The organism is Halorubellus litoreus (assembly GCF_037081675.1).
Lineage (GTDB): Archaea > Halobacteriota > Halobacteria > Halobacteriales > Natrialbaceae > Halorubellus > Halorubellus litoreus.
This window is the reverse complement of sequence record NZ_JAZAQL010000002.1, coordinates 562,882-579,642: the sequence shown is the minus strand read 5'-3', so window position 1 is coordinate 579,642 and position 16,761 is coordinate 562,882. Positions and strand designations below refer to the sequence as shown.

General features: G+C 70.3%; 14 protein-coding genes and 1 tRNA gene. 8 read left to right on the top strand and 7 right to left on the bottom strand.

Annotated elements, in window-relative coordinates; translation table 11 throughout:
* On the bottom strand, window positions 1-1,248 hold the full coding sequence (locus VYJ16_RS10160) for an AI-2E family transporter (protein ID WP_336350188.1): 1,248 nt from the start codon (window positions 1,246-1,248) through the stop codon (window positions 1-3).
* Between the two features lie 144 nt (window positions 1,249-1,392).
* Between VYJ16_RS10160 and VYJ16_RS10155 the strand changes: the two genes are divergently transcribed.
* The 4 genes from VYJ16_RS10155 to VYJ16_RS10140 all read left to right on the top strand — a co-directional run bounded on the left by VYJ16_RS10155 (window position 1,393) and on the right by VYJ16_RS10140 (window position 6,361).
* On the top strand, window positions 1,393-2,691 hold the full coding sequence (locus tag VYJ16_RS10155) for an MgtC/SapB family protein (RefSeq protein WP_336350187.1): 1,299 nt from the start codon (window positions 1,393-1,395) through the stop codon (window positions 2,689-2,691).
* A gap of 119 nt (window positions 2,692-2,810) precedes the next feature.
* Window positions 2,811-4,187, top strand: coding sequence for a class-III pyridoxal-phosphate-dependent aminotransferase (locus VYJ16_RS10150; RefSeq protein ID WP_336350186.1), 1,377 nt, complete (start codon window positions 2,811-2,813; stop codon window positions 4,185-4,187).
* 87 nt (window positions 4,188-4,274) lie between these two features.
* Complete coding sequence (locus VYJ16_RS10145; protein WP_336350185.1) at window positions 4,275-6,008, top strand: YcaO-like family protein; 1,734 nt, start codon at window positions 4,275-4,277, stop codon at window positions 6,006-6,008.
* A 170-nt stretch (window positions 6,009-6,178) separates the two neighbouring features.
* Entirely contained in the window at window positions 6,179-6,361 is a 183-nt protein-coding gene (locus tag VYJ16_RS10140) for a hypothetical protein (RefSeq protein ID WP_336350184.1), read from the top strand.
* 155 nt (window positions 6,362-6,516) lie between these two features.
* Here the strand turns inward: VYJ16_RS10140 and VYJ16_RS10135 are convergent, their stop codons facing one another.
* From VYJ16_RS10135 to VYJ16_RS10125, 3 genes are all read right to left on the bottom strand, one after another.
* A complete protein-coding gene (locus VYJ16_RS10135) occupies window positions 6,517-7,611 on the bottom strand; it encodes a DUF63 family protein (protein WP_379762530.1) in 1,095 nt (364 codons plus the stop codon).
* A 292-nt stretch (window positions 7,612-7,903) separates the two neighbouring features.
* The gene (locus tag VYJ16_RS10130; protein WP_336350182.1) at window positions 7,904-8,353 is read right to left on the bottom strand and encodes an Lrp/AsnC family transcriptional regulator; all 450 of its coding nucleotides are present in this window, start codon (window positions 8,351-8,353) and stop codon (window positions 7,904-7,906) included.
* A gap of 102 nt (window positions 8,354-8,455) precedes the next feature.
* On the bottom strand, window positions 8,456-9,277 hold the full coding sequence (locus tag VYJ16_RS10125; RefSeq protein ID WP_336350181.1) for an inositol monophosphatase family protein: 822 nt from the start codon (window positions 9,275-9,277) through the stop codon (window positions 8,456-8,458).
* A 251-nt stretch (window positions 9,278-9,528) separates the two neighbouring features.
* Here VYJ16_RS10125 and VYJ16_RS10120 point away from each other — a divergent pair, with 251 nt between their 5' ends.
* A complete protein-coding gene (locus tag VYJ16_RS10120; protein WP_336350180.1) occupies window positions 9,529-9,786 on the top strand; it encodes a DUF8072 family protein in 258 nt (85 codons plus the stop codon).
* Between the two features lie 140 nt (window positions 9,787-9,926).
* Here VYJ16_RS10120 and VYJ16_RS10115 read toward each other — a convergent pair.
* A tRNA-Leu gene (locus VYJ16_RS10115) sits at window positions 9,927-10,010 on the bottom strand.
* A 127-nt stretch (window positions 10,011-10,137) separates the two neighbouring features.
* Between VYJ16_RS10115 and VYJ16_RS10110 the strand changes: the two genes are divergently transcribed.
* Window positions 10,138-10,623, top strand: coding sequence for a DUF309 domain-containing protein (locus VYJ16_RS10110; protein ID WP_336350179.1), 486 nt, complete (start codon window positions 10,138-10,140; stop codon window positions 10,621-10,623).
* A gap of 21 nt (window positions 10,624-10,644) precedes the next feature.
* Here the strand turns inward: VYJ16_RS10110 and VYJ16_RS10105 are convergent, their stop codons facing one another.
* A complete protein-coding gene (locus tag VYJ16_RS10105) occupies window positions 10,645-12,951 on the bottom strand; it encodes an integrin alpha (RefSeq protein WP_336350178.1) in 2,307 nt (768 codons plus the stop codon).
* A 274-nt stretch (window positions 12,952-13,225) separates the two neighbouring features.
* On the bottom strand, window positions 13,226-13,687 hold the full coding sequence (locus VYJ16_RS10100) for a DUF5518 domain-containing protein (protein ID WP_336350177.1): 462 nt from the start codon (window positions 13,685-13,687) through the stop codon (window positions 13,226-13,228).
* A gap of 117 nt (window positions 13,688-13,804) precedes the next feature.
* Here VYJ16_RS10100 and tmcA point away from each other — a divergent pair, with 117 nt between their 5' ends.
* Both tmcA and VYJ16_RS10090 read left to right on the top strand, forming a co-directional pair.
* The gene (gene tmcA, locus VYJ16_RS10095; RefSeq protein WP_336350176.1) at window positions 13,805-16,147 is read left to right on the top strand and encodes a tRNA(Met) cytidine acetyltransferase TmcA; all 2,343 of its coding nucleotides are present in this window, start codon (window positions 13,805-13,807) and stop codon (window positions 16,145-16,147) included.
* Between the two features lie 107 nt (window positions 16,148-16,254).
* Window positions 16,255-16,740, top strand: coding sequence for a DUF456 domain-containing protein (locus tag VYJ16_RS10090; RefSeq protein ID WP_336350175.1), 486 nt, complete (start codon window positions 16,255-16,257; stop codon window positions 16,738-16,740).
* Window positions 16,741-16,761: the final 21 nt, after the last annotated feature.

Here is a 16,761-nt window from a genome sequence, read left to right as displayed (position 1 = left end):
CTAGCTGCTATCCCCGATACCGTCGGGGGTATCGCCGCCGTCGTCGACCTGGACGTCCTCGACGTCCACGGGCGGGTCGTCGACGACAGCTGTTTCTTCGGTCGACCGATCGGGAGGTGCCACCTCGGCGTCGGGCCCGAAGTACGTCGGGTCGACCGCGTACGGTTGGAGGCGCTCTGAGTGCAGGAGTTCCGGGAGCACGAGCCGCGCGAAGTGGACGGTGAGGACGAGGAGCACGGGGCCGAGGAAGAGCCCGTACCAGCCGAACAGGAGCGGGCCGAGGATGTACGCGAACATGACGGTGCCGACGTGGAGGTTGCGACCGGAGACGTACGGTCGGAGGACGAGGTCGGGGATGACGTCGACGATGAGGAACGAGACGCCGAAGAAGAGGATGGGGAACCAGAGGACGCCGGTCGCGTCCGCCATGTACGCGCGGACGAACAGGAACGCGGTGACGGGGAAGTAGACGAGTTTCATGCCGACGACGGGGATGAGGCTCGCGGCCCCGCAGAGGAGTCCGACGAGAGCGGCGTAGGGAATGATGAGGTCACCGGGTGCGTAGATGTTGAGGAGGCTGTAGGAGAGCGTGCCGATGACGCCGGTGATGAAGGCGTTGAGGATGTTCCCGAAGAAGATCGAGGAGAAGTCCTTGTCGACGGCGCGGAAGTACGCGTCCATGACGCCGCGGTCGTCGCCGAAGTTCCCTTTCACCCACCCCGAGAGCCGGCTGCCGTCCCGGAGGAGGTAGAACGCGAGGGCGCCCATGACGAACAGGTGGAGGAGTGCGTTCCCGATGAAGAAGAGGTACTGCTGGCTCTCGGTGAGGAGCTCCTGGAGGATCTGGCGGCCGGTGGAGTCCTCGACGAGGCTCGCGGGGTTCTCGGCGATGGTGGAGACGTTGAAGTACGGCTGGAGGACGGATTCGTAGCCGCCGAGGGTGGCGTTGCCGGCACGGAGCTGGCCGGTGAACGCGTTGAGTTCCTGGAGGCCGATGGCGACGGTGTAGGCGACGAGGAGGACGAACGGGAGTGCGAGGGTGACGATGGCGATGGCGGCGGCGAGGCTGGGTGGGCGGACTCGTCGTTTGAGCCGCCGGTAGACGGGGCGCGTGGCGTAGTACATGAAGAGGCCGAAGACGAACGTGCCGATGAACGAGTAGAGCACGAACGCGACGGTGCCCGCGAGGAGGATGCCCGCGAGCACCCAGGGTGCGCGGGAGCGACTGATATCGAACCCACCGAACATACCATCTACAGCACTGCCCGGGTGTAAAAAACCTATCGTGTGGAGTCGTTGACGCGTCTTCGGGGGGTTCGTCGTCGTGCGACGGTCGCGTCCCTGGTCGTCCAGAAGGGAACCCTTAAACGGCTTCGCTATATAGTCTATAGAGTGCTTGGGTTCGCGTTGCAGCTCGTGGAGGCGCCGCTCTCCAGTCCGGTCGTCCAGCTCGCGCTGGCCGCAGCGCTCGGGCTGTTCCTCGGCCTGGAACGCGAATGGTCCCAGAAGTCCGCGGGCGTGCGGACGTTCTCGCTCATCTCCCTGCTCGGCGCGGTGTTCACGCTCCTCGCGGACGAACTGGCTGGCGGCGGGTCACTCGTCCTCGTCGGCGGCGTCCTCGTCATCGCCCAGGGCGTCCTGCTCGCCGTCCGCGGACTCGTCGACGAGGAGCGCGACGGGCTGTCGCTGACGACGTCCGTCTCGATGCTCGTCGCGTACGGCGTCGGCGCGATGGTCGCGACCGGGTTCGTCCTCGAAGGCGTCACCGTCGCCGTCATCTCGTCGCTCCTGCTCGTCCTGAAGCGCGAACTCCACGCGTTCGCCGACAGCCTCTCCCGGCAGGAGGTCCGCTCCGCGACCGAGTTCGCCATCCTCGCGTTCGTCGTGTACCCGCTCCTGCCCACGGATGCCGTCACGTTCACGCTGCCCGCCATCGGCATCGAGAGCCTCGCCATCGAACCGCGAGTCGTCTGGTTGATGGTCGTCACCGTCGCCGGCATCGGCATCGTGAACTACGCCGTCGTCCAGACCTACGGCGGACGCGGCATCGCAGTCACCGGGTTCTTCGGCGGCCTGGCGTCCTCGACGGCGGTCGTCGGCACGATGCTCGACCACGTCCGCGACGAACCGGACGCCACCGCGTACGCGGTCGCCGCAATCCTCCTCGCGAACGCCGCGATGGCGACGCGCAACCTCGTCATCGCCGTCGTGTTCACGCTCTCCGCCGGCCTGCTCGTCGACGCCGTCATCCCGCTACTCGTCGTCGTCGTCGGGTCGTTCGTCGTCGCCGCCCTCACCGCGGACTGGGGGGAGAGCGTCGAGATGGACCTGGAGTCCCCGTTCAGCCTCCGGTACGTCCTCGGATTCGGCGCCGTGTTCCTCGTCGTGCTCGTCGTCGGCGCGATCGCCCAGGAGCAGGTCGGGTCCACGGCGTTCGTCCTCACCGCCGTCCTCACCGGCCTCGTCTCCTCGGCGGGTGCGACGACGTCCGCGGTCCTCCTGTTCCGCGCGGGGACCGTCGACGCGGAGACCGCGGTGCTCGCCGTCCTCCTCTCGACGGCGTCGTCCATCGTCGTGAAGGGCGCGCTCACGTGGGTGGGGCCGAACCGCGAGTTCGCACGGAAGGTCGCGACGTACTCCACGGGCCTGCTCGTCGCCGCCGGCCTGGCGGCCGTCCTCGTCCTCGTCTGACCGCCCTCGAGGCTGCGGGTTCTGGCACTGTCGGTCGCCGACCACGTGGTGACCATGGTCGGCAAGGTTCGCGCGAACCGTAACGGACGTTTTAAACCGTTCTTTTCCATACTCGGAGTATGGACCGAGAGACGGCCACGCCCAGCGTCGATTCGATGCCGGGCGAGAAGGCGAAACGGTGGGCTGACTACCATCAGGGATTCTCCGCGCCGAGCACGTACGTCTACGACTTCGTGTGGGACGTCACCGAGGACTCGGAGGGGCCGTTCTGCGTCGACGTCGACGGGAACGTCCTCATGGACTTCACGAGTCACGTCGCGGCCGCACCCCTCGGGTACAACAACCCGAAGATCATGGAGAAGCTGGAGGGGATGGACCTCATCGACCCCTCGAAGATCGCTGGCCAGGACTTCTACGCGAGCGCCGGCTGGCCGCCCGAGGACCCCGACCTGGCGACGCCGACCCAGCTCATGGACCGCATCACGGGCGCGCTCAGTCACTACGACATGGACACGGTGTTCCTGTCGAACTCGGGCGCCGAAGCCGTCGAGAACGCCATCAAGATCTCGTACCAGGACCGAGACGCCCATCGCGGCGTCTGCTTCGAGGGCGCGTTCCACGGGCGGACGCTCGGCGCACTCAGCCTGAACCGCTCGAAGACCGTGCACCGCAAGGGCTACCCCGAGGTACCGGGCATCATGAGCGTCCCGTACTGTTCCTGCAAGGGCGAGTGCCAGTGTGGCTGGAAGACGAACGGCCCCGGCGGGAACCTGCTCGCTGACAAACTCCATCACGCGCAGGGGAACGTCCACCCCGACGAGGTCGCGTACATCATCCTCGAACCCGTGCAGGGCGAAGGCGGCTATCGCGTCCCGAACGAGGAGTTCATCGCGGACATCAAGGAGATCAAGCACGAGCACGGCATCCGCGTCATCAGCGACGAGATTCAGGCGGGACTCGGTCGCACCGGCGAGATGTGGGGTATCGACCACGTCGACCTGGAGCCGGACGTCGTCACGAGCGCGAAGGGCCTGCGCGTCGGCGCGACCGTCTCGCGCTCGGAGATCTTCCCCGAGGAGAAAGGCCGGCTCTCCTCGACGTGGGGCGCGGGCGACATCATCTCCGCCGCACAGGGCGTCGCGACGCTCGACGCCATCCACGAGTACGACCTGCTCGAGAACGCTCGCGAGCGCGGCCGCCAGCTCCGCGAGATAATCCACGACGCGGACCCCGACTGCATCACGGACGTCCGCGGTCGTGCACTCATGTTCGCGGTCGAGTTCGACTCCAAGGACCGCCGCGAGGAGGTCGTCAAGCAAGCGCTCGGTCGCGGCCTCCTCACGCTCGGCTGCGGGTACAAGAGCCTCCGCCTGCTCCCGCCGCTCGACGTCACCGAACGCGAGATCGAACTCGGTGCGGACATCTTCCTCGACGCCGTGGACGCCGCCGGCCGCGACGCGCCGCTCGCGACCACGGACTCGAGTAACGCCTCCTGACGACGACGGTCCGTCCCCGCGCGCGGTTCGGGCTGGTTCGCGCGTCGACTCGTCGGCTTTTTCCCGTCCTCGCGTGACGTCGTAGCCATGCACGTAGTTCTCGCGGGGGAAGGCCCGGCGGTGGAGGCGGTCGCGGCGGCGCTCGCGGACGTCGAGTGCGACGTCGAGCACGGCGATCCGGGCGACGTCGGGGACGCGGACCTCGGGGTGGTGGTCGCGGACGTCGCCGCGAGCGCGTTCGGGACGGCGAACGACGCGGCGCTCGCCGGCGGGTCGACGTGGCTCGCGGTCGAGCGCGGTGGCCTCGGCGGGCACGCGCTCACTGACGTCGACGCCGCGATCTCTGGGTTCGGGCCCGAGACGGGATGCTTCGAGTGTCTGGGGTCGCGGGTCGCGTCGAACCGAGCGTCGGACGAAGGGTCGGTCGACGAGTCGGGTCTTGCTGCTCGCAGGGAGCGTCTCGCGGGTGCGCTCGCGGGGAACGAGGCCGCTGCGCTCGCGGCCGGCGAGGGGTCGACGTTCGTCGGTGGCGTCCGCGAAGTTCCCGGCGGCGAGCGCGAGTTCCTTCCCGTTCCGGGGTGTGGCTGCGACGACGACGCCCGCGACCGACGGGTGCGCTCCGCTCACCGCGACGTGACCCTCGACGAGGCGCTCGCCGCGGCGGAACGCGGCCTTGACGACCGCGTCGGCCTCGTCGCGGAGGTCGGCGAGGCCGAGTCGTATCCGGCCCCGTACTACCTCGCGCGGACCTGCGACACGACCGCGTTCGCCGCCGGACGCGCCGCCCCGCAGAGCGCGGGCGTGGACGCGGACTGGAACGCGGCGTTCATGAAGGCGCTCGGCGAGGGCCTGGAGCGGTACTGCGCCGGCGTCTACGACGCGAGCGACTTCGAGACCGCGCCACCGGGAGTCGTCGAGGGAGGCGTGACCGCCGAGGCGGTGGTGCGCGGCGCGGACGCGCCCGCGGTCGACCCAGAGGAGCCCATCCGGTGGGTGCCGGGCGTCGACCTCGCCTCGGGCGAGGAGACGTACCTCGCGGCGGAGCTCGTGCAGTTCCCGCCGCCGGAACGACGGTACGTGGACCCGATCACGACCGGGCTCGGGCTCGGGTCGTCGGGCGCGGACGCGCTCGCGTCCGGGTTGTCGGAGGTCGTCGAGCGGGACGCGACGATGCTCGCGTGGTACTCGTCGTTCACGCCGCTCGAGTTGCGCGTGGACGCCGAAGAGTATCGGACCCTGGAGAAGCGCGCGCGCAGCGAGGACCTCTCGGTGACGGCGCTGCTCGTCACGCAGGACGTCGACGTGCCCGTGGTCGCGGTCGCGATGCATCGCGAGGACGGCGACTGGCCACGATTTGCAGTGGGGTCCGACGCCGCACTCGACCCGGAGGAGGCGGCGACCGACGCGCTCGCGGAGGCGCTCCAGAACTGGATGGAGCTCCGGTCGATGGGGCGTTCGCAGGCGAGCGCGGAGGACGGCGCCATCGGCGCGTTCGCGGACTTCCCGCGCGCCGCCACGGCGTTCCTCGACGCCGACGGCCCCGTTCCCGCGTCGAGCGTCGGCCCGAACGACGCACCGACGGGTACCGACCGCGTGGACGCGCTCGTCGACGCCGTCACGGACGCGGACCTGACGCCGTACGCGGCGCGCCTGACGACGCGGGACGTCGACGCGCTCGGGTTCGAGGCCGTGCGCGTCGTCGTCCCCGGCGCGCAACCGCTGTTCACCGACGACCCGGTGTTCGGCGAGCGCGCGCACTCGGTCCCCGAGGCGCTCGGGTTCGAACCCCGCCTCGACCGACGCCACCACCCCTATCCCTGAGGGACTCGCCGCCGTCCTCAGACCGGCTCGCAGCCATCGGCCCACTCGTCGCTGCCCGCTGCCGCACGTCAGACTCGTCTAGCCAGGGCTAGATTTAAGCCCAGGGGCTCGCTAACTATTACCACGGTGTTCTCTCGGATGGAAGCCCACCCACAGACAGAGGTACGAGCATGACGACCGAATACGACCTCCCCTGCGCCACCTGCGACGGCCCGCTCGCACGCGACACCGTCGCCCCCGACGACCTCGGCGTCGACGCCCCAGGCCCCGTCCCCGTCGCCACCTGCGAGCACTGCGGCAGCCGATACTACCCCGCCGAAGCACTCGAAGTCATCGGGAACGAAGCCAGCTGACCCACAGACCCGCCAGAACCAACAACCTCGAAACCGCCGAACCGGCGACCTGGCGGTCGCCGGATGCTCCTGCGGTCAGTTACTCAAACAGCCAGTACCCCACCAGCACCGCCGAACCGGCGACCTCGCGGTCGCCGGATGCTCGTGCGGCCAGTTCAAACCAGGAACGTTGCGCGGAGCATGTCCCGCGTCCCCGGGCCGAGGCCGACCGCGAGGATGGCGAGCAGGAGCATGAACGTGAACCGCGGGCTCTCCTCGAATATCTGGTCGTCGAACACCCACACGACGAACACGGCAGCGACGAGCTTCACGAGGAGGAACGTCCACGCGTCGCCCGTTATCGCCGTTATCGACTCCGGAAGGACCTGCCCCGTGAAGTCCTGCACGAACTTGTTCACGGGATGCTTCGGTTGGAGGTCAGCGGTCGCGACCGGCACGAGCTCGTCGTACCAGTCCAGGCCGATGACGTTCGACACGCCGTCGACCGCCTGCCCCCAGATGATGACCGCGCCCATGTAGCCCGTGCCCTCGTTGATCTGCGGCGCGAACGTACGGATGAGCCCCCAGACGCCCGCGGTCGAGAGCGTCGCGAACAGGAGCGTCAACGCGGTGATTATCGGATAGAACCGGAGACGCGGCGGCGAAGTCAGGTCCGTCGTGAACGCCAGCGCGGCGACCGCGCCGACCGTGAGCACGAGCAGCGTCGTCCCCATCGCCGCGAGCGGGTACTCGAACGTGCTCGTGTACCCCTGCCGGTGGATCCAGAGTGCGAGCAGGAGCGTCGCGAGCGTCAGGAAGAACATCGTGAAGTAGATGATCGGACTGATGAACAGCGTGTTCAGCGGGTAATCGAGCGCGAACGCGCTCGCCTCCGCCGGCAGCACGTTGTTCGCATCCTCGAGCACGCGGAGCGCACCACCGAGCGGAACGAACGGGAACAGCGCGTAGAACAACGCCCGGTAGCGCGTCAGCTCCAGACGCCGCAGGAGCAAGGCCACGCCGACGAGCATCACGAGGAGGATGACCGCGTACCCGACCTCCGAGTACACCGTGTACCCGGGTTCCGCGACCGGCCCCATGTTCGCCGCGACGTCCGCGCTCGACACCTGCACTTGCTCGCCGTCCGCCCACGCGACGTACCGCCAGCCCTGCGCGTCAGCGTACACCGGCCCCCAGAAGTAATGCCAGACGAAGTTCGCGTAGACCGTTCGCGTGAACGCGATCGATCCGAGGCCGAACACGACGAACATGCCGGCGACCGCCGCCAGCCACGCCTGGAACAACGACACCCCAAGTCGGTCGAGGAGGCCGCTCTCGGCGGGGTCGGGGTCGGCGTCCGCATCGAACTCGGTCGCCTGCTCGTGCTCGAGTTCGTCGACGCTCACCCCGTCGTCCACGGTCGCGTCGTCGCGGGACCGGTCGTCCGCGCCCGACTCGTCGCCCCCGTGTCCGGGGTCGTCACTCGTCATGTTGGATACCAGCGGACGGCCCGCGTTTTACCCTTCCGGTCTTTCCCGTCGTCCCCGTCAGACCGGAGGTAGCCTACACGGGCAGTTCCTCGGTCTCGTGCTCGGTACCGAGGACGACCATCGTCTGCGAGCGCGCGAACCCGTCCATCTGCGCGACCTCCTCGAACATCAGTTCCCGGAGCGCGTCCGCGTCCTCGGCGTACACGCGAGCCATCACGTCCCACTCGCCGGTCGTCAGGTGAATCTCCTGGACGCCCTCGACCGCGCTCAGTCGGTCGAGCGTGTCCTTCTCTCGGCCTTGCTCGACGCGGAGGCCGACGATAGCGGAGATACCGAACCCGACCTCTCGCGGGTCGACCTTCGCGTGATACCCTTCGATGACGCCCGCCTCCTGCATGCGGTTGACGCGGTCGTGAACGGTCGCGCTCGACATGTCGATGCGTCTCGCGACCTCCGAGAACGGTGTGCGTGCGTCCTCCTGGAGGATGCGGAGGATCTCCCGGTCAGTGTCGTCGAGGTCCATGAGTATCGACGGTTCGTCGCCCGGATACAAGTGATTGACGGGGATTCGACGGCTCCGAATCGCGTCCGCCGACGAATCGACGGAGCGGCTGTGCTCGGGTGGTCAGGCAGCGTCCTCGTCGCTGCGAACGGCCTCGGCGGCCTGTGCGGCAGCCAGCACGTCCTCGTGGACCGCGCCGTTCGACGCCACCAGACCCCGGGAATCGTGCCGCCAGCGGTCCCCGTAGACGTCCGTGACGCGCCCGCCAGCTTCGCGGACGAGCTGCACGCCGGCGATGGTATCCCACGGGTTCGCCGCGACGTTCGTGTACGTGCCGCCGACGGCGCCCTCGGCGACGCTCGCGAGCGCGAGCTGCGCGCACCCGAACCGGCGGACGTCACCGAACCGCTCGACGGCGGCCGTACACGCGGCGGCGTACTCGTCCCGACGGTCGAAGTCCCACCAGATCGTCGGCACCGCGACGAGTCGCTCCGGGTCCGCCTCCTCGCTCACCGCGATCGCGTCGCCGTTCCGTCGCGCACCCTCGGGGCCGACGACGTACGTGTCGCCGAGCGCGGGCGCGACCGTCGCCGCCGCCACCGGCTCGCCGTCGACGACCGCCGCGACGCTCGTCGCCCAGAACCGCATCCCGGAGACGTAGTTGTTCGTCCCGTCGATCGGGTCGACGACCCACGCCGGCCCCTCCTCCGGCACCGACTTCAGTTCGTCGTCCTCCTCGCCGACGATGGCGTCCGCGTCGAACTCGTCGCGGATCGCGTCCACGACCGCCGTCTGCGCGTCGCGGTCCGCCTGCGTCACCACGTCCGTCTTCCCGTCCTTCGTCTCCACGTCGATACCCGTCCGGAAGCGCGACTCCGCGACGGCCGCCCCTGCACGGGCCGCAGCCAGCGCGACGTCCGCACGAACGCGAGCGTCCTCGGTCATGCCTCCACTGGCGAGAGCCGTACAAAAATGCCCTCCGATTCCCCCCGCACGGATCGCTCCGCGAGCGAACGGACTCGCCGGACTGGCCGCCTGCGAACGCCAGGAGTCGACGGACCGCCCCGCCTGCGAACGCCCAGAGTCGACGGACCGCCCCGCCTGCGAACGCCCAGAGTCGACGGACCGCCCCGCCTGCGAACGCCAGGAGTCGACGGACCGACGCGGCTTTGTCGGCGCGCACGCCACCATCGTCCATGAACACGCTCGCGAAACGACTGTACAACGTCGCACCCGACCCGGTCACGCTCACGTTCGCGGACGACACCACCATCGACCTCGCCATGGGTCACGCCGAGTTCTTCCAGGAGGAACTCGAAGCCGAAGGCGAGACCGACGACGGCACCACGTACCGCATCGTCGACGGCGACGACGACGACACCCTCCTCGTCGCCCGCGAGACCGCCGACGGCTGGCAGATAGTCGGCGAAGCCGTCGACGTCGAGCGCGCCTGACACCGAGGGCGGCGCCGGCCGTCGGTTCCGGGAACGACAGCGCTGTCGCTCGTCGATTTCGAGTGAGAGTTTTGCGAGGGAAGAACGCTCCCAGAGCGCCTTCCGCATCTCGCACGCCCCTCAAGCGGGAGCGAGCGCGATGCGAGGGAAGGGATTTGAACCCTTGGACCTCTACAGGAGCGGATCTTGAGTCCGCCGCCGTTTCCTAGCTTGGCTACCCTCGCACGCGGTCACTGCTTGTTCCCCCCGGTATTTGCGTCCTGTGGTTTCCCGCCTCAGCAGCCGCGGCCGAGAGCGCGTGGACTCGGTCGGACCCGATTGTTCTTCCGCGCCGAGTGCGTGAGCAGGCGTATGGACGAGCACACGAACGACCCGTCGGTCGGCCCGCCCGCTCGCGGCGACCCGACGGGGTGGGACGCCGACGCGGAGCGCTGGGAGCACGCGACGCTCCGGCGCGCGCTCGAGCACGGCGTCGCACTGTTCAACGCGGGTGCGTACCACGAATCACACGACTGTTTCGAGGACGAGTGGTATAACTACGGCCGCGGGTCCCGGGAGTCGATGTTCCTGCACGGGATGGTGCAGGTCGCCGCCGGGACGTACAAGCACGTCGACTTCGAGGACGACGACGGTCTTCGATCACTGTTCCGGACCGCGCTCCAGTACTTCCAGGGACTCCCGAACGACATGTACGGCGTCGAACTCCTCGACGTCCGCACGACGATGACGAACGCACTCCAGGACCCGACGGTCGTCGAGGGCTGGCAGCTCAGGCTCGACGGCGAGATTCTCGAAGCGACCGACGCGGACTACGCGTACGCCGAGCACGCCGACTGACGACGACCGCACCTGGAGCCGTCACCGGACCGGATAGACCGCGTCGTCGTCGTCGTCATCGTCCTCATCGTCGTCGTCGTCGTCATCCTCCTCAGCATCGTCGTCGTCGTCATCGTCGTCGTCATCGTCGTCGTCATCGTCCCTCTCGTCGTCGTCATCGTCCCTCTCGTCGTCGTCATCGTCCCTCTCGTCGTCGTCATCGTCCCTCTTGTCGTCGTCATCGTCCCTCTCGTCGTCGTCTTCCTCCCCATCGTCCTCCTGGTCCTCGGTATCGTCATCGTACTCATCCTGCTGGCCGTCGCGCCAGGGGAACTCGTCGATCGGTTCTCCGGGCTTCTGGCCGCCTGGACAGCGTGCGGATCGTCCGGTCACCTCGAAGGTCGGATTCTTGAACGCGCCGACGTGCTGGACGGCGATCGCGACGAGTTTCCCGCCCTGGCCGGCGACGCTGTCGCCCGAGTCCCGGAGGGTGTCCGAGTACACCCGGTACCCCGCGTTCGGGCCGTTCCCGGGATTGTACACCTGGACCGTGACCTTGAGTGGGTAGTCGACGCCGGACGCGTACACGACCGCGTTCCCGCAGCCGTTGAACACGACGCGTGCCGTCACCCGCTCCGTCGTCTTCGTCGTCGTCGGTTCCGTGGTCGTGGGCTCGGTCGTCGTCGGTTCCGTGGTCGTGGGCTCGGTCGTCGTCGGTTCCGTGGTCGTGGGCTCGGTCGTCGTCTCCGGTGGGCGTTCGCTGGCGGGGACGCAACTGCTGTCGAGGAGGTACGCGCCGCCAGCGTCGACGGCCGTGGTGTCGGCGTCCGGCGCGCCGACGACGACGTCTTCGGTGTCGTTTTCGGTGACTACGCCGACGTCCGCGACGCTCCATCCGGCGCGGTCGCCCGCGGAGACGCCGCGGAACGTCGCGTCCGCGTCAGCGAGCTCGCGTTCGTCGGCGAGGTCGGCAGCACCCGCGAGGAGGTACGCCGCACCGGAGTCGTTCAGCGTGACGCCGTCGACAGTCGAGTCGTAAAGCGGCGCGCCGACGAGCACGTCCGCGTAGCCGTCGCACGTCACGTCGCCCGACCCGGCGGCGGAGACCGCCCAGCCAGCACGGTCGCCGGTGCCTTCGCCGTACGCGGCGAGCGCGGACGCGTTCAGCGGCACGGTCCCGTCGCGGTCGTCGCTCCCGGTGACGACGTACGCGACGCCGGCCTGGTTCCCGTTCGTGTCGTTGAACGGTGCGCCGACCAGGACGTCGTCGACGCCGTCGCCGTTCACGTCGCCAGCGCCCGCGACCGCCCAGCCCGCGAGGTCGCGTTGCTTCGCGCCAGCGAGCGTCACCGCCGCGTCCGCGAGCGAGGACTCGCCGGCGAGCGACCGGTTCGTCAGGACGTACGCCGCGCCGGACGCCGGCCCGGTCGCGTTGGTCCGGGGCGCGCCGACGACGACGTCGGCGTCGTCGTCACCGTCGAAGTCGCCAGCGGACGCGACCGACCAGCCCGCGTTGTCGCCGGGTGCCTCGCCGCGGAGCGACGCGTTCGCCGCCGCGAGCGAGGCCGTGCCCGCGGGCGGCGTCTCGAGCACGTACGCCGTCCCCGCGTCTTCGCCGGCCGCGTCGTTCCCCGGTGCGCCGACGACGACGCGGTCGGGGGCGTCGTCGCTCCGGTTCCCGACGCCCGCGACCGCGTAGCCGGCGCGGTCGCCGCGTGCGACCCCGCGGAGCGTCCACGTGGCCGTGCCGAGCGAGACGTTCGCCGCCAGGTCGGTCTCGTCGAGGACGTACACCGCGCCGGCGTTCCGGGAGGCGGCGTCGTCGTTCGGCGCGCCGACGACGAGTTCGGGGACGCGGTCGGCGTCGACGTCCGCGCTCGCGAGCGCCGCGCCAGCGCGGCTCGCGGGCGCTTCGCCGTGCAGGACGACGTCCGCGTCGGTCGCGTTCACGTCGCCGTCCTCGACCGGGCCGAAGAACACGTAGACCGCGCCGGCGTCGGTGCCCGCGGTGTCGTTCCGGGGGGCGCCGACCGCGACGTCGGCGTGGCCGTCGTCGTTTAGGTCGCCGACGTACGCGACCGCGGCGCCGAACGAGTCGTTCGCGCCAGCGCCGCGGAACGTCGCGTTCGCCGTCGCGAGCGAGCGCTCGCCGGAGAAGGATTCGTCGCCCGGGACCGCGCTCGCGTCGACGCCCCCTGGCGCGTGCGGCGTCTTCGCGTTCGAGGTGGGGGCGTCCGCGACGAGCGGGGTGACGGTCGCGGCCGCGGCACCGACGAACACGACCGCGACGACCGCCAGGACGACCCAGCGGCCGACCATCGCGTCGCCGGCAGGGTGTACTCGGGACATACGCTGAGGTATCGGGCCTCCGTTCCTTTGTTATGCCAACGTATCTCGCGAGTAAGCACGCTCGCGTGCAGTGACGGCGAGGATTACTCCGTGCGGGCTCGCTGGCGCGTTCGGTCGACGAACGCCTGTCGCTGCGTGCGTCTGGATCGTCCCGCGGCGAGAAAAGGAACGGTTACCGCGACGGAACGTGGTCACCGATGGATTGCGGGTCCTCGACGGAACGCACTCATCGGTGGATGCCGGGCCCGTGCTGGGGCGTCGGCGCCCGTGCGGCTCAGTCCTCGCTCGGGGCTGGGTCGCGTCCCGATTCGGTCCCCGACTGCGATTCGAGTTCGTCCATGGTCGATGCCGTCGTCGTCGACGCGTCCGCGTCGTGGTGTCGGACCGCGGCGAGGTACGCGCCGACGGCGCCGCCGACCGCGGCGCTCCCGATCGCGTACGCGACCGTCGCGGTCAGTGCGAGCACCACGAACGCGACGGGATTCATCGGGATGGAGGGGACGCCGGCGGGTGCGAACACGAACACTGGTGCCAGGAGTGCGACGCCGACGAACAGGGGGAACGCGACGATGAGGCCGGTGACGGTGCCGGCGGTCGCGCCGTCGCGGACTCGCCCGCGCTGGAGGTAGCCGGCGGCCCCGCCGCCGACCGCCGGCGAGAACGGGACGACGACGAGGACGAGTGCGACGACCGCGCCGACGACCGCGTTCGCGAAGGTGTTACCCGAGGAGTGCATCGTCCCGATTATGTCAACCCGTTACTTATTCGTTCGGGCGGAGCTGCCATGCAGGCGTCTCGTCACCCGGACTCGGGAATGGACACCTGTTTCTGCCGGCGCGTCGACCGTCCGAGTATGAACGCGGACGGGACGGACGGAGCGGACGGCGCGGGCTCGCACGTCGAGGTGGGCGAGTACGCGAGGGCGCTGCACGCGGAGGCCCAGCGGGCGAACGAGCGTCGCGTGCTCGTACTCGCCGGCGGCCCTGCGGCGACGCGGGAGCGAGCGCACGACGCGGTGGACGCGCTGTCGGTGGGCGTGAGCGAGACGACGGTCGTCGGCCCGGAGGACTTCCTCGCGGGCGAGCACGTCGGAGTGCGTCGCGCCGGCGAACTGCTGGGAAGTACGCGCGAGGTAGTCGTCCTCGACTGTCACGCGGAGTGCCGGCCGAACGCGCTCGGGCGCGTCGTCGGCGTCGTCGACGGCGGCGGCCTCCTCGTCGTCCTCGCGCCGGACGTGGACGCCTGGCCGGACGTCCGCGACGGGTTCGACGAGGGCATGGCGGTCCCGCCGTTCTCGCTCGACGAGGTCACCGGGCACTTCAGGCGGCGGCTGGTCGCGCTCGCGCGAGCGCACCGGGGCGTGAGCGTCGTCGACGTCGACGACCCGACTGAACAGGGAGACAGCGACGGCGGCCGTCTCGTCTCCGACGGGCGAACGAATCCGCCGCCAGCGAAGCCGACGCCCGAGCCGTCGGCGCCAGCGGACCCGCGATACCCGGCGGCGGCGTACGAGGCGTGCCGGACCGCCGACCAGGCGGAGGCGGTCGGGGCCCTGGAGGCGTTGCTCGACGACGACTCGGCGGTCGTGGTGTCGGCCGACCGGGGGCGCGGGAAGTCCAGCGCCGCTGGCCTCGCCGCGGGCGCGCTCGCGGCACGTGGCGACGACGTGGTGGTGACCGCGAGCGAGCGCCGCGGGAGCCGCGAGGTCTTCGAGCGCGCTCGCGAACTCCTCGACGCGCTCGACGCCGCCGGTGAGCACGCGGGCGAGTACGACCTGCGAGCCGCCGACCCCGGCGTGTCCACGGATGCCGATGCGGGCGGACGCGTCCGGTTCGCGTCCCTCGCGGACGTCGTCGACGACCCGACCGACGGGGACGTGCTCGTCGTGGACGAGGCGGCGACGATACCGGTCCGCCGGTTGGAAGCGACGCTCGACGCGGACCGCGTGGCGTACGCGACGACCGTCCACGGCTACGAGGGCACGGGCCGCGGGTTCGACGTCCGGTTCCGCGGCCGCCTCGACGACGGCGCGCACGCCGTCGTCGAGTCGAAGCTCGTGACGCCCATCCGGTACGCGGCGGGCGACCCCGTGGAGGTGTGGGCGTTCCGCGCGCTCCTGCTCGACGCCCGACCGCCCGTGGACTCGCTCGTCGCCGACGCGACCCCGGCGTCGGTCGCGTACCGCGAGCTCGACGCCGACGCGCTCCTCGCGGACGAGCACCTGCTCCGGGAGGTCTTCGGGTCGCTCGTGCTCGCGCACTACCGGACCGAGCCCGACGACCTCGCGCGCTTGCTGGACGCGCCGAACCTCTCCGTGCGAGCGCTCATCCACGACGGCCACGTCGCGTGCGTCGCGCTCCTCGCCCGCGAAGGCGACCTGTCCGCTGACCGTCGCGCCAGCATGTACGAAGGCGGTCGCGTGAAGGGGAACATGCTCCCGGACGTCCTCACGAGCCAACTGCGGGACGAACGCGCCGCCGAGACCGTCGGGTACCGCGTCGTCCGCATCGCCACCCATCACGCCGTCCGCAGGGGCGGCCTCGCCTCGCACCTCCTCGCGGAAATCCGCGCGGAGGTCGGCGACGACGTCGACTGGCTCGGCTCCGGGTTCGGTGCCACGCCCGAACTCGTCGACTTCTGGCGCGAGAACGGCTACGGGAGCGTCCACCTGTCGACGACGCGGAACGACGCGAGCGGCGAGTACTCCGCGATCGTCCTCGACCCGACGAGCGACGCGGGCCGTGCGCTCCACGACCGGCACGCAGAGTGGTTCGCCGAGCGCGTCCCGGGCGTGCTGTCGGACGCGCTCGCGGACTGCGACCCCGACGTCGTCCGGGCGACGCTGCGGGCGTGCGACGCCGACGTCGACGTCGACCTCTCGGCGGCGGCGTGGCGGACGGTCGTCGGCGCGTCATACGGCCCCGGATTGTTCGACGTCGCACCCGGGCCGTTCCGCGACCTCGCCGTGAAGCACCTCGTCGACCCCGACGACAGCGCCGGCGCGCTCGACGCCCGCGAGGAGCGCCTGCTCGTCGAACGCGTCCTCCAGGCGCGACCGTGGCCCGCAGTCGCCGACTCGCTCGACTACGTCTCGCCGGGCGCCTGCATGCGAGCGCTCGGCGACGCCGTCCAGCCGCTCGTCGACGCGTACGGCGACGCGGACGCCCGCCGCGAACGCGAGCGCTTCGCGGACTGAGAACGCCGAGCGGCCGCCGGGGCAGGACAGCCACCGGAAGCACGACAGCCACCGGAAGCACGACAGCCACCGGAACGTTCTTCGGCGCGCTCGCGCTACCAGCACGCATGCTCCTCGGTCTGGACGTCCTGACGGTCGTCGCGCTCGCCCTCCTCGCGCTCGGCGTGGTCGGGAGCGCCATCCCGTCGGTCCCGGGTCCGCTCGTGAGTCTCGCTGGCGTCCTCGCGTACGCGTTCGGCGGCGGCACCGGCGTCAGCACCGTCGTGCTCGCCGCGCTCGTCCTCGTCGGCGTGGTCGCGGTCGTCGCGGACTGGCTCGCCGGCACGCTCGCCGCGAAGTACGGCGGCGCGTCGTGGACGGCGAGCATCCTCGGCGGGGTCGTCGGGTTCGTCGCGTTCTTCGCCGTCGGCCCGGTCGGCCTCATCGTCGGCCTCGCCGGCACCGTCTTCCTCGTCGAAGCGTACCGCGAGAACGCCGAGCACGCGACCCGCGCTGCGGTCTACTCGACGCTCGGCGCGCTCGGGAGCGTCGTCGTGCAGGTCGTGCTCGCGTTCGGGATGCTCGCGACGTTCGCGCTCGCACTCCTCGTATGACGACTATCGACCGTACCGAGG

What these genes read in the sequence shown, in the direction of transcription:
- VYJ16_RS10110 (WP_336350179.1), top strand. Translation starts at nt 10,138, where the DNA reads ATGGACGAGCACACGAACGACCCGTCGGTCGGCCCGCCCGCTCGCGGC.
- VYJ16_RS10125 (WP_336350181.1), bottom strand. Translation starts at nt 9,277, where the DNA reads ATGACCGAGGACGCTCGCGTTCGTGCGGACGTCGCGCTGGCTGCGGCC.
- tmcA (WP_336350176.1), top strand. Translation starts at nt 13,805, where the DNA reads ATGAACGCGGACGGGACGGACGGAGCGGACGGCGCGGGCTCGCACGTC.
- VYJ16_RS10135 (WP_379762530.1), bottom strand. Translation starts at nt 7,611, where the DNA reads ATGTTCGTCGTGTTCGGCCTCGGATCGATCGCGTTCACGCGAACGGTC.
- VYJ16_RS10130 (WP_336350182.1), bottom strand. Translation starts at nt 8,353, where the DNA reads ATGGACCTCGACGACACTGACCGGGAGATCCTCCGCATCCTCCAGGAG.
- VYJ16_RS10145 (WP_336350185.1), top strand. Translation starts at nt 4,275, where the DNA reads ATGCACGTAGTTCTCGCGGGGGAAGGCCCGGCGGTGGAGGCGGTCGCG.
- VYJ16_RS10120 (WP_336350180.1), top strand. Translation starts at nt 9,529, where the DNA reads ATGAACACGCTCGCGAAACGACTGTACAACGTCGCACCCGACCCGGTC.
- VYJ16_RS10150 (WP_336350186.1), top strand. Translation starts at nt 2,811, where the DNA reads ATGGACCGAGAGACGGCCACGCCCAGCGTCGATTCGATGCCGGGCGAG.
- VYJ16_RS10090 (WP_336350175.1), top strand. Translation starts at nt 16,255, where the DNA reads ATGCTCCTCGGTCTGGACGTCCTGACGGTCGTCGCGCTCGCCCTCCTC.
- VYJ16_RS10105 (WP_336350178.1), bottom strand. Translation starts at nt 12,951, where the DNA reads ATGTCCCGAGTACACCCTGCCGGCGACGCGATGGTCGGCCGCTGGGTC.
- VYJ16_RS10140 (WP_336350184.1), top strand. Translation starts at nt 6,179, where the DNA reads ATGACGACCGAATACGACCTCCCCTGCGCCACCTGCGACGGCCCGCTC.
- VYJ16_RS10160 (WP_336350188.1), bottom strand. Translation starts at nt 1,248, where the DNA reads ATGTTCGGTGGGTTCGATATCAGTCGCTCCCGCGCACCCTGGGTGCTC.
- VYJ16_RS10100 (WP_336350177.1), bottom strand. Translation starts at nt 13,687, where the DNA reads ATGCACTCCTCGGGTAACACCTTCGCGAACGCGGTCGTCGGCGCGGTC.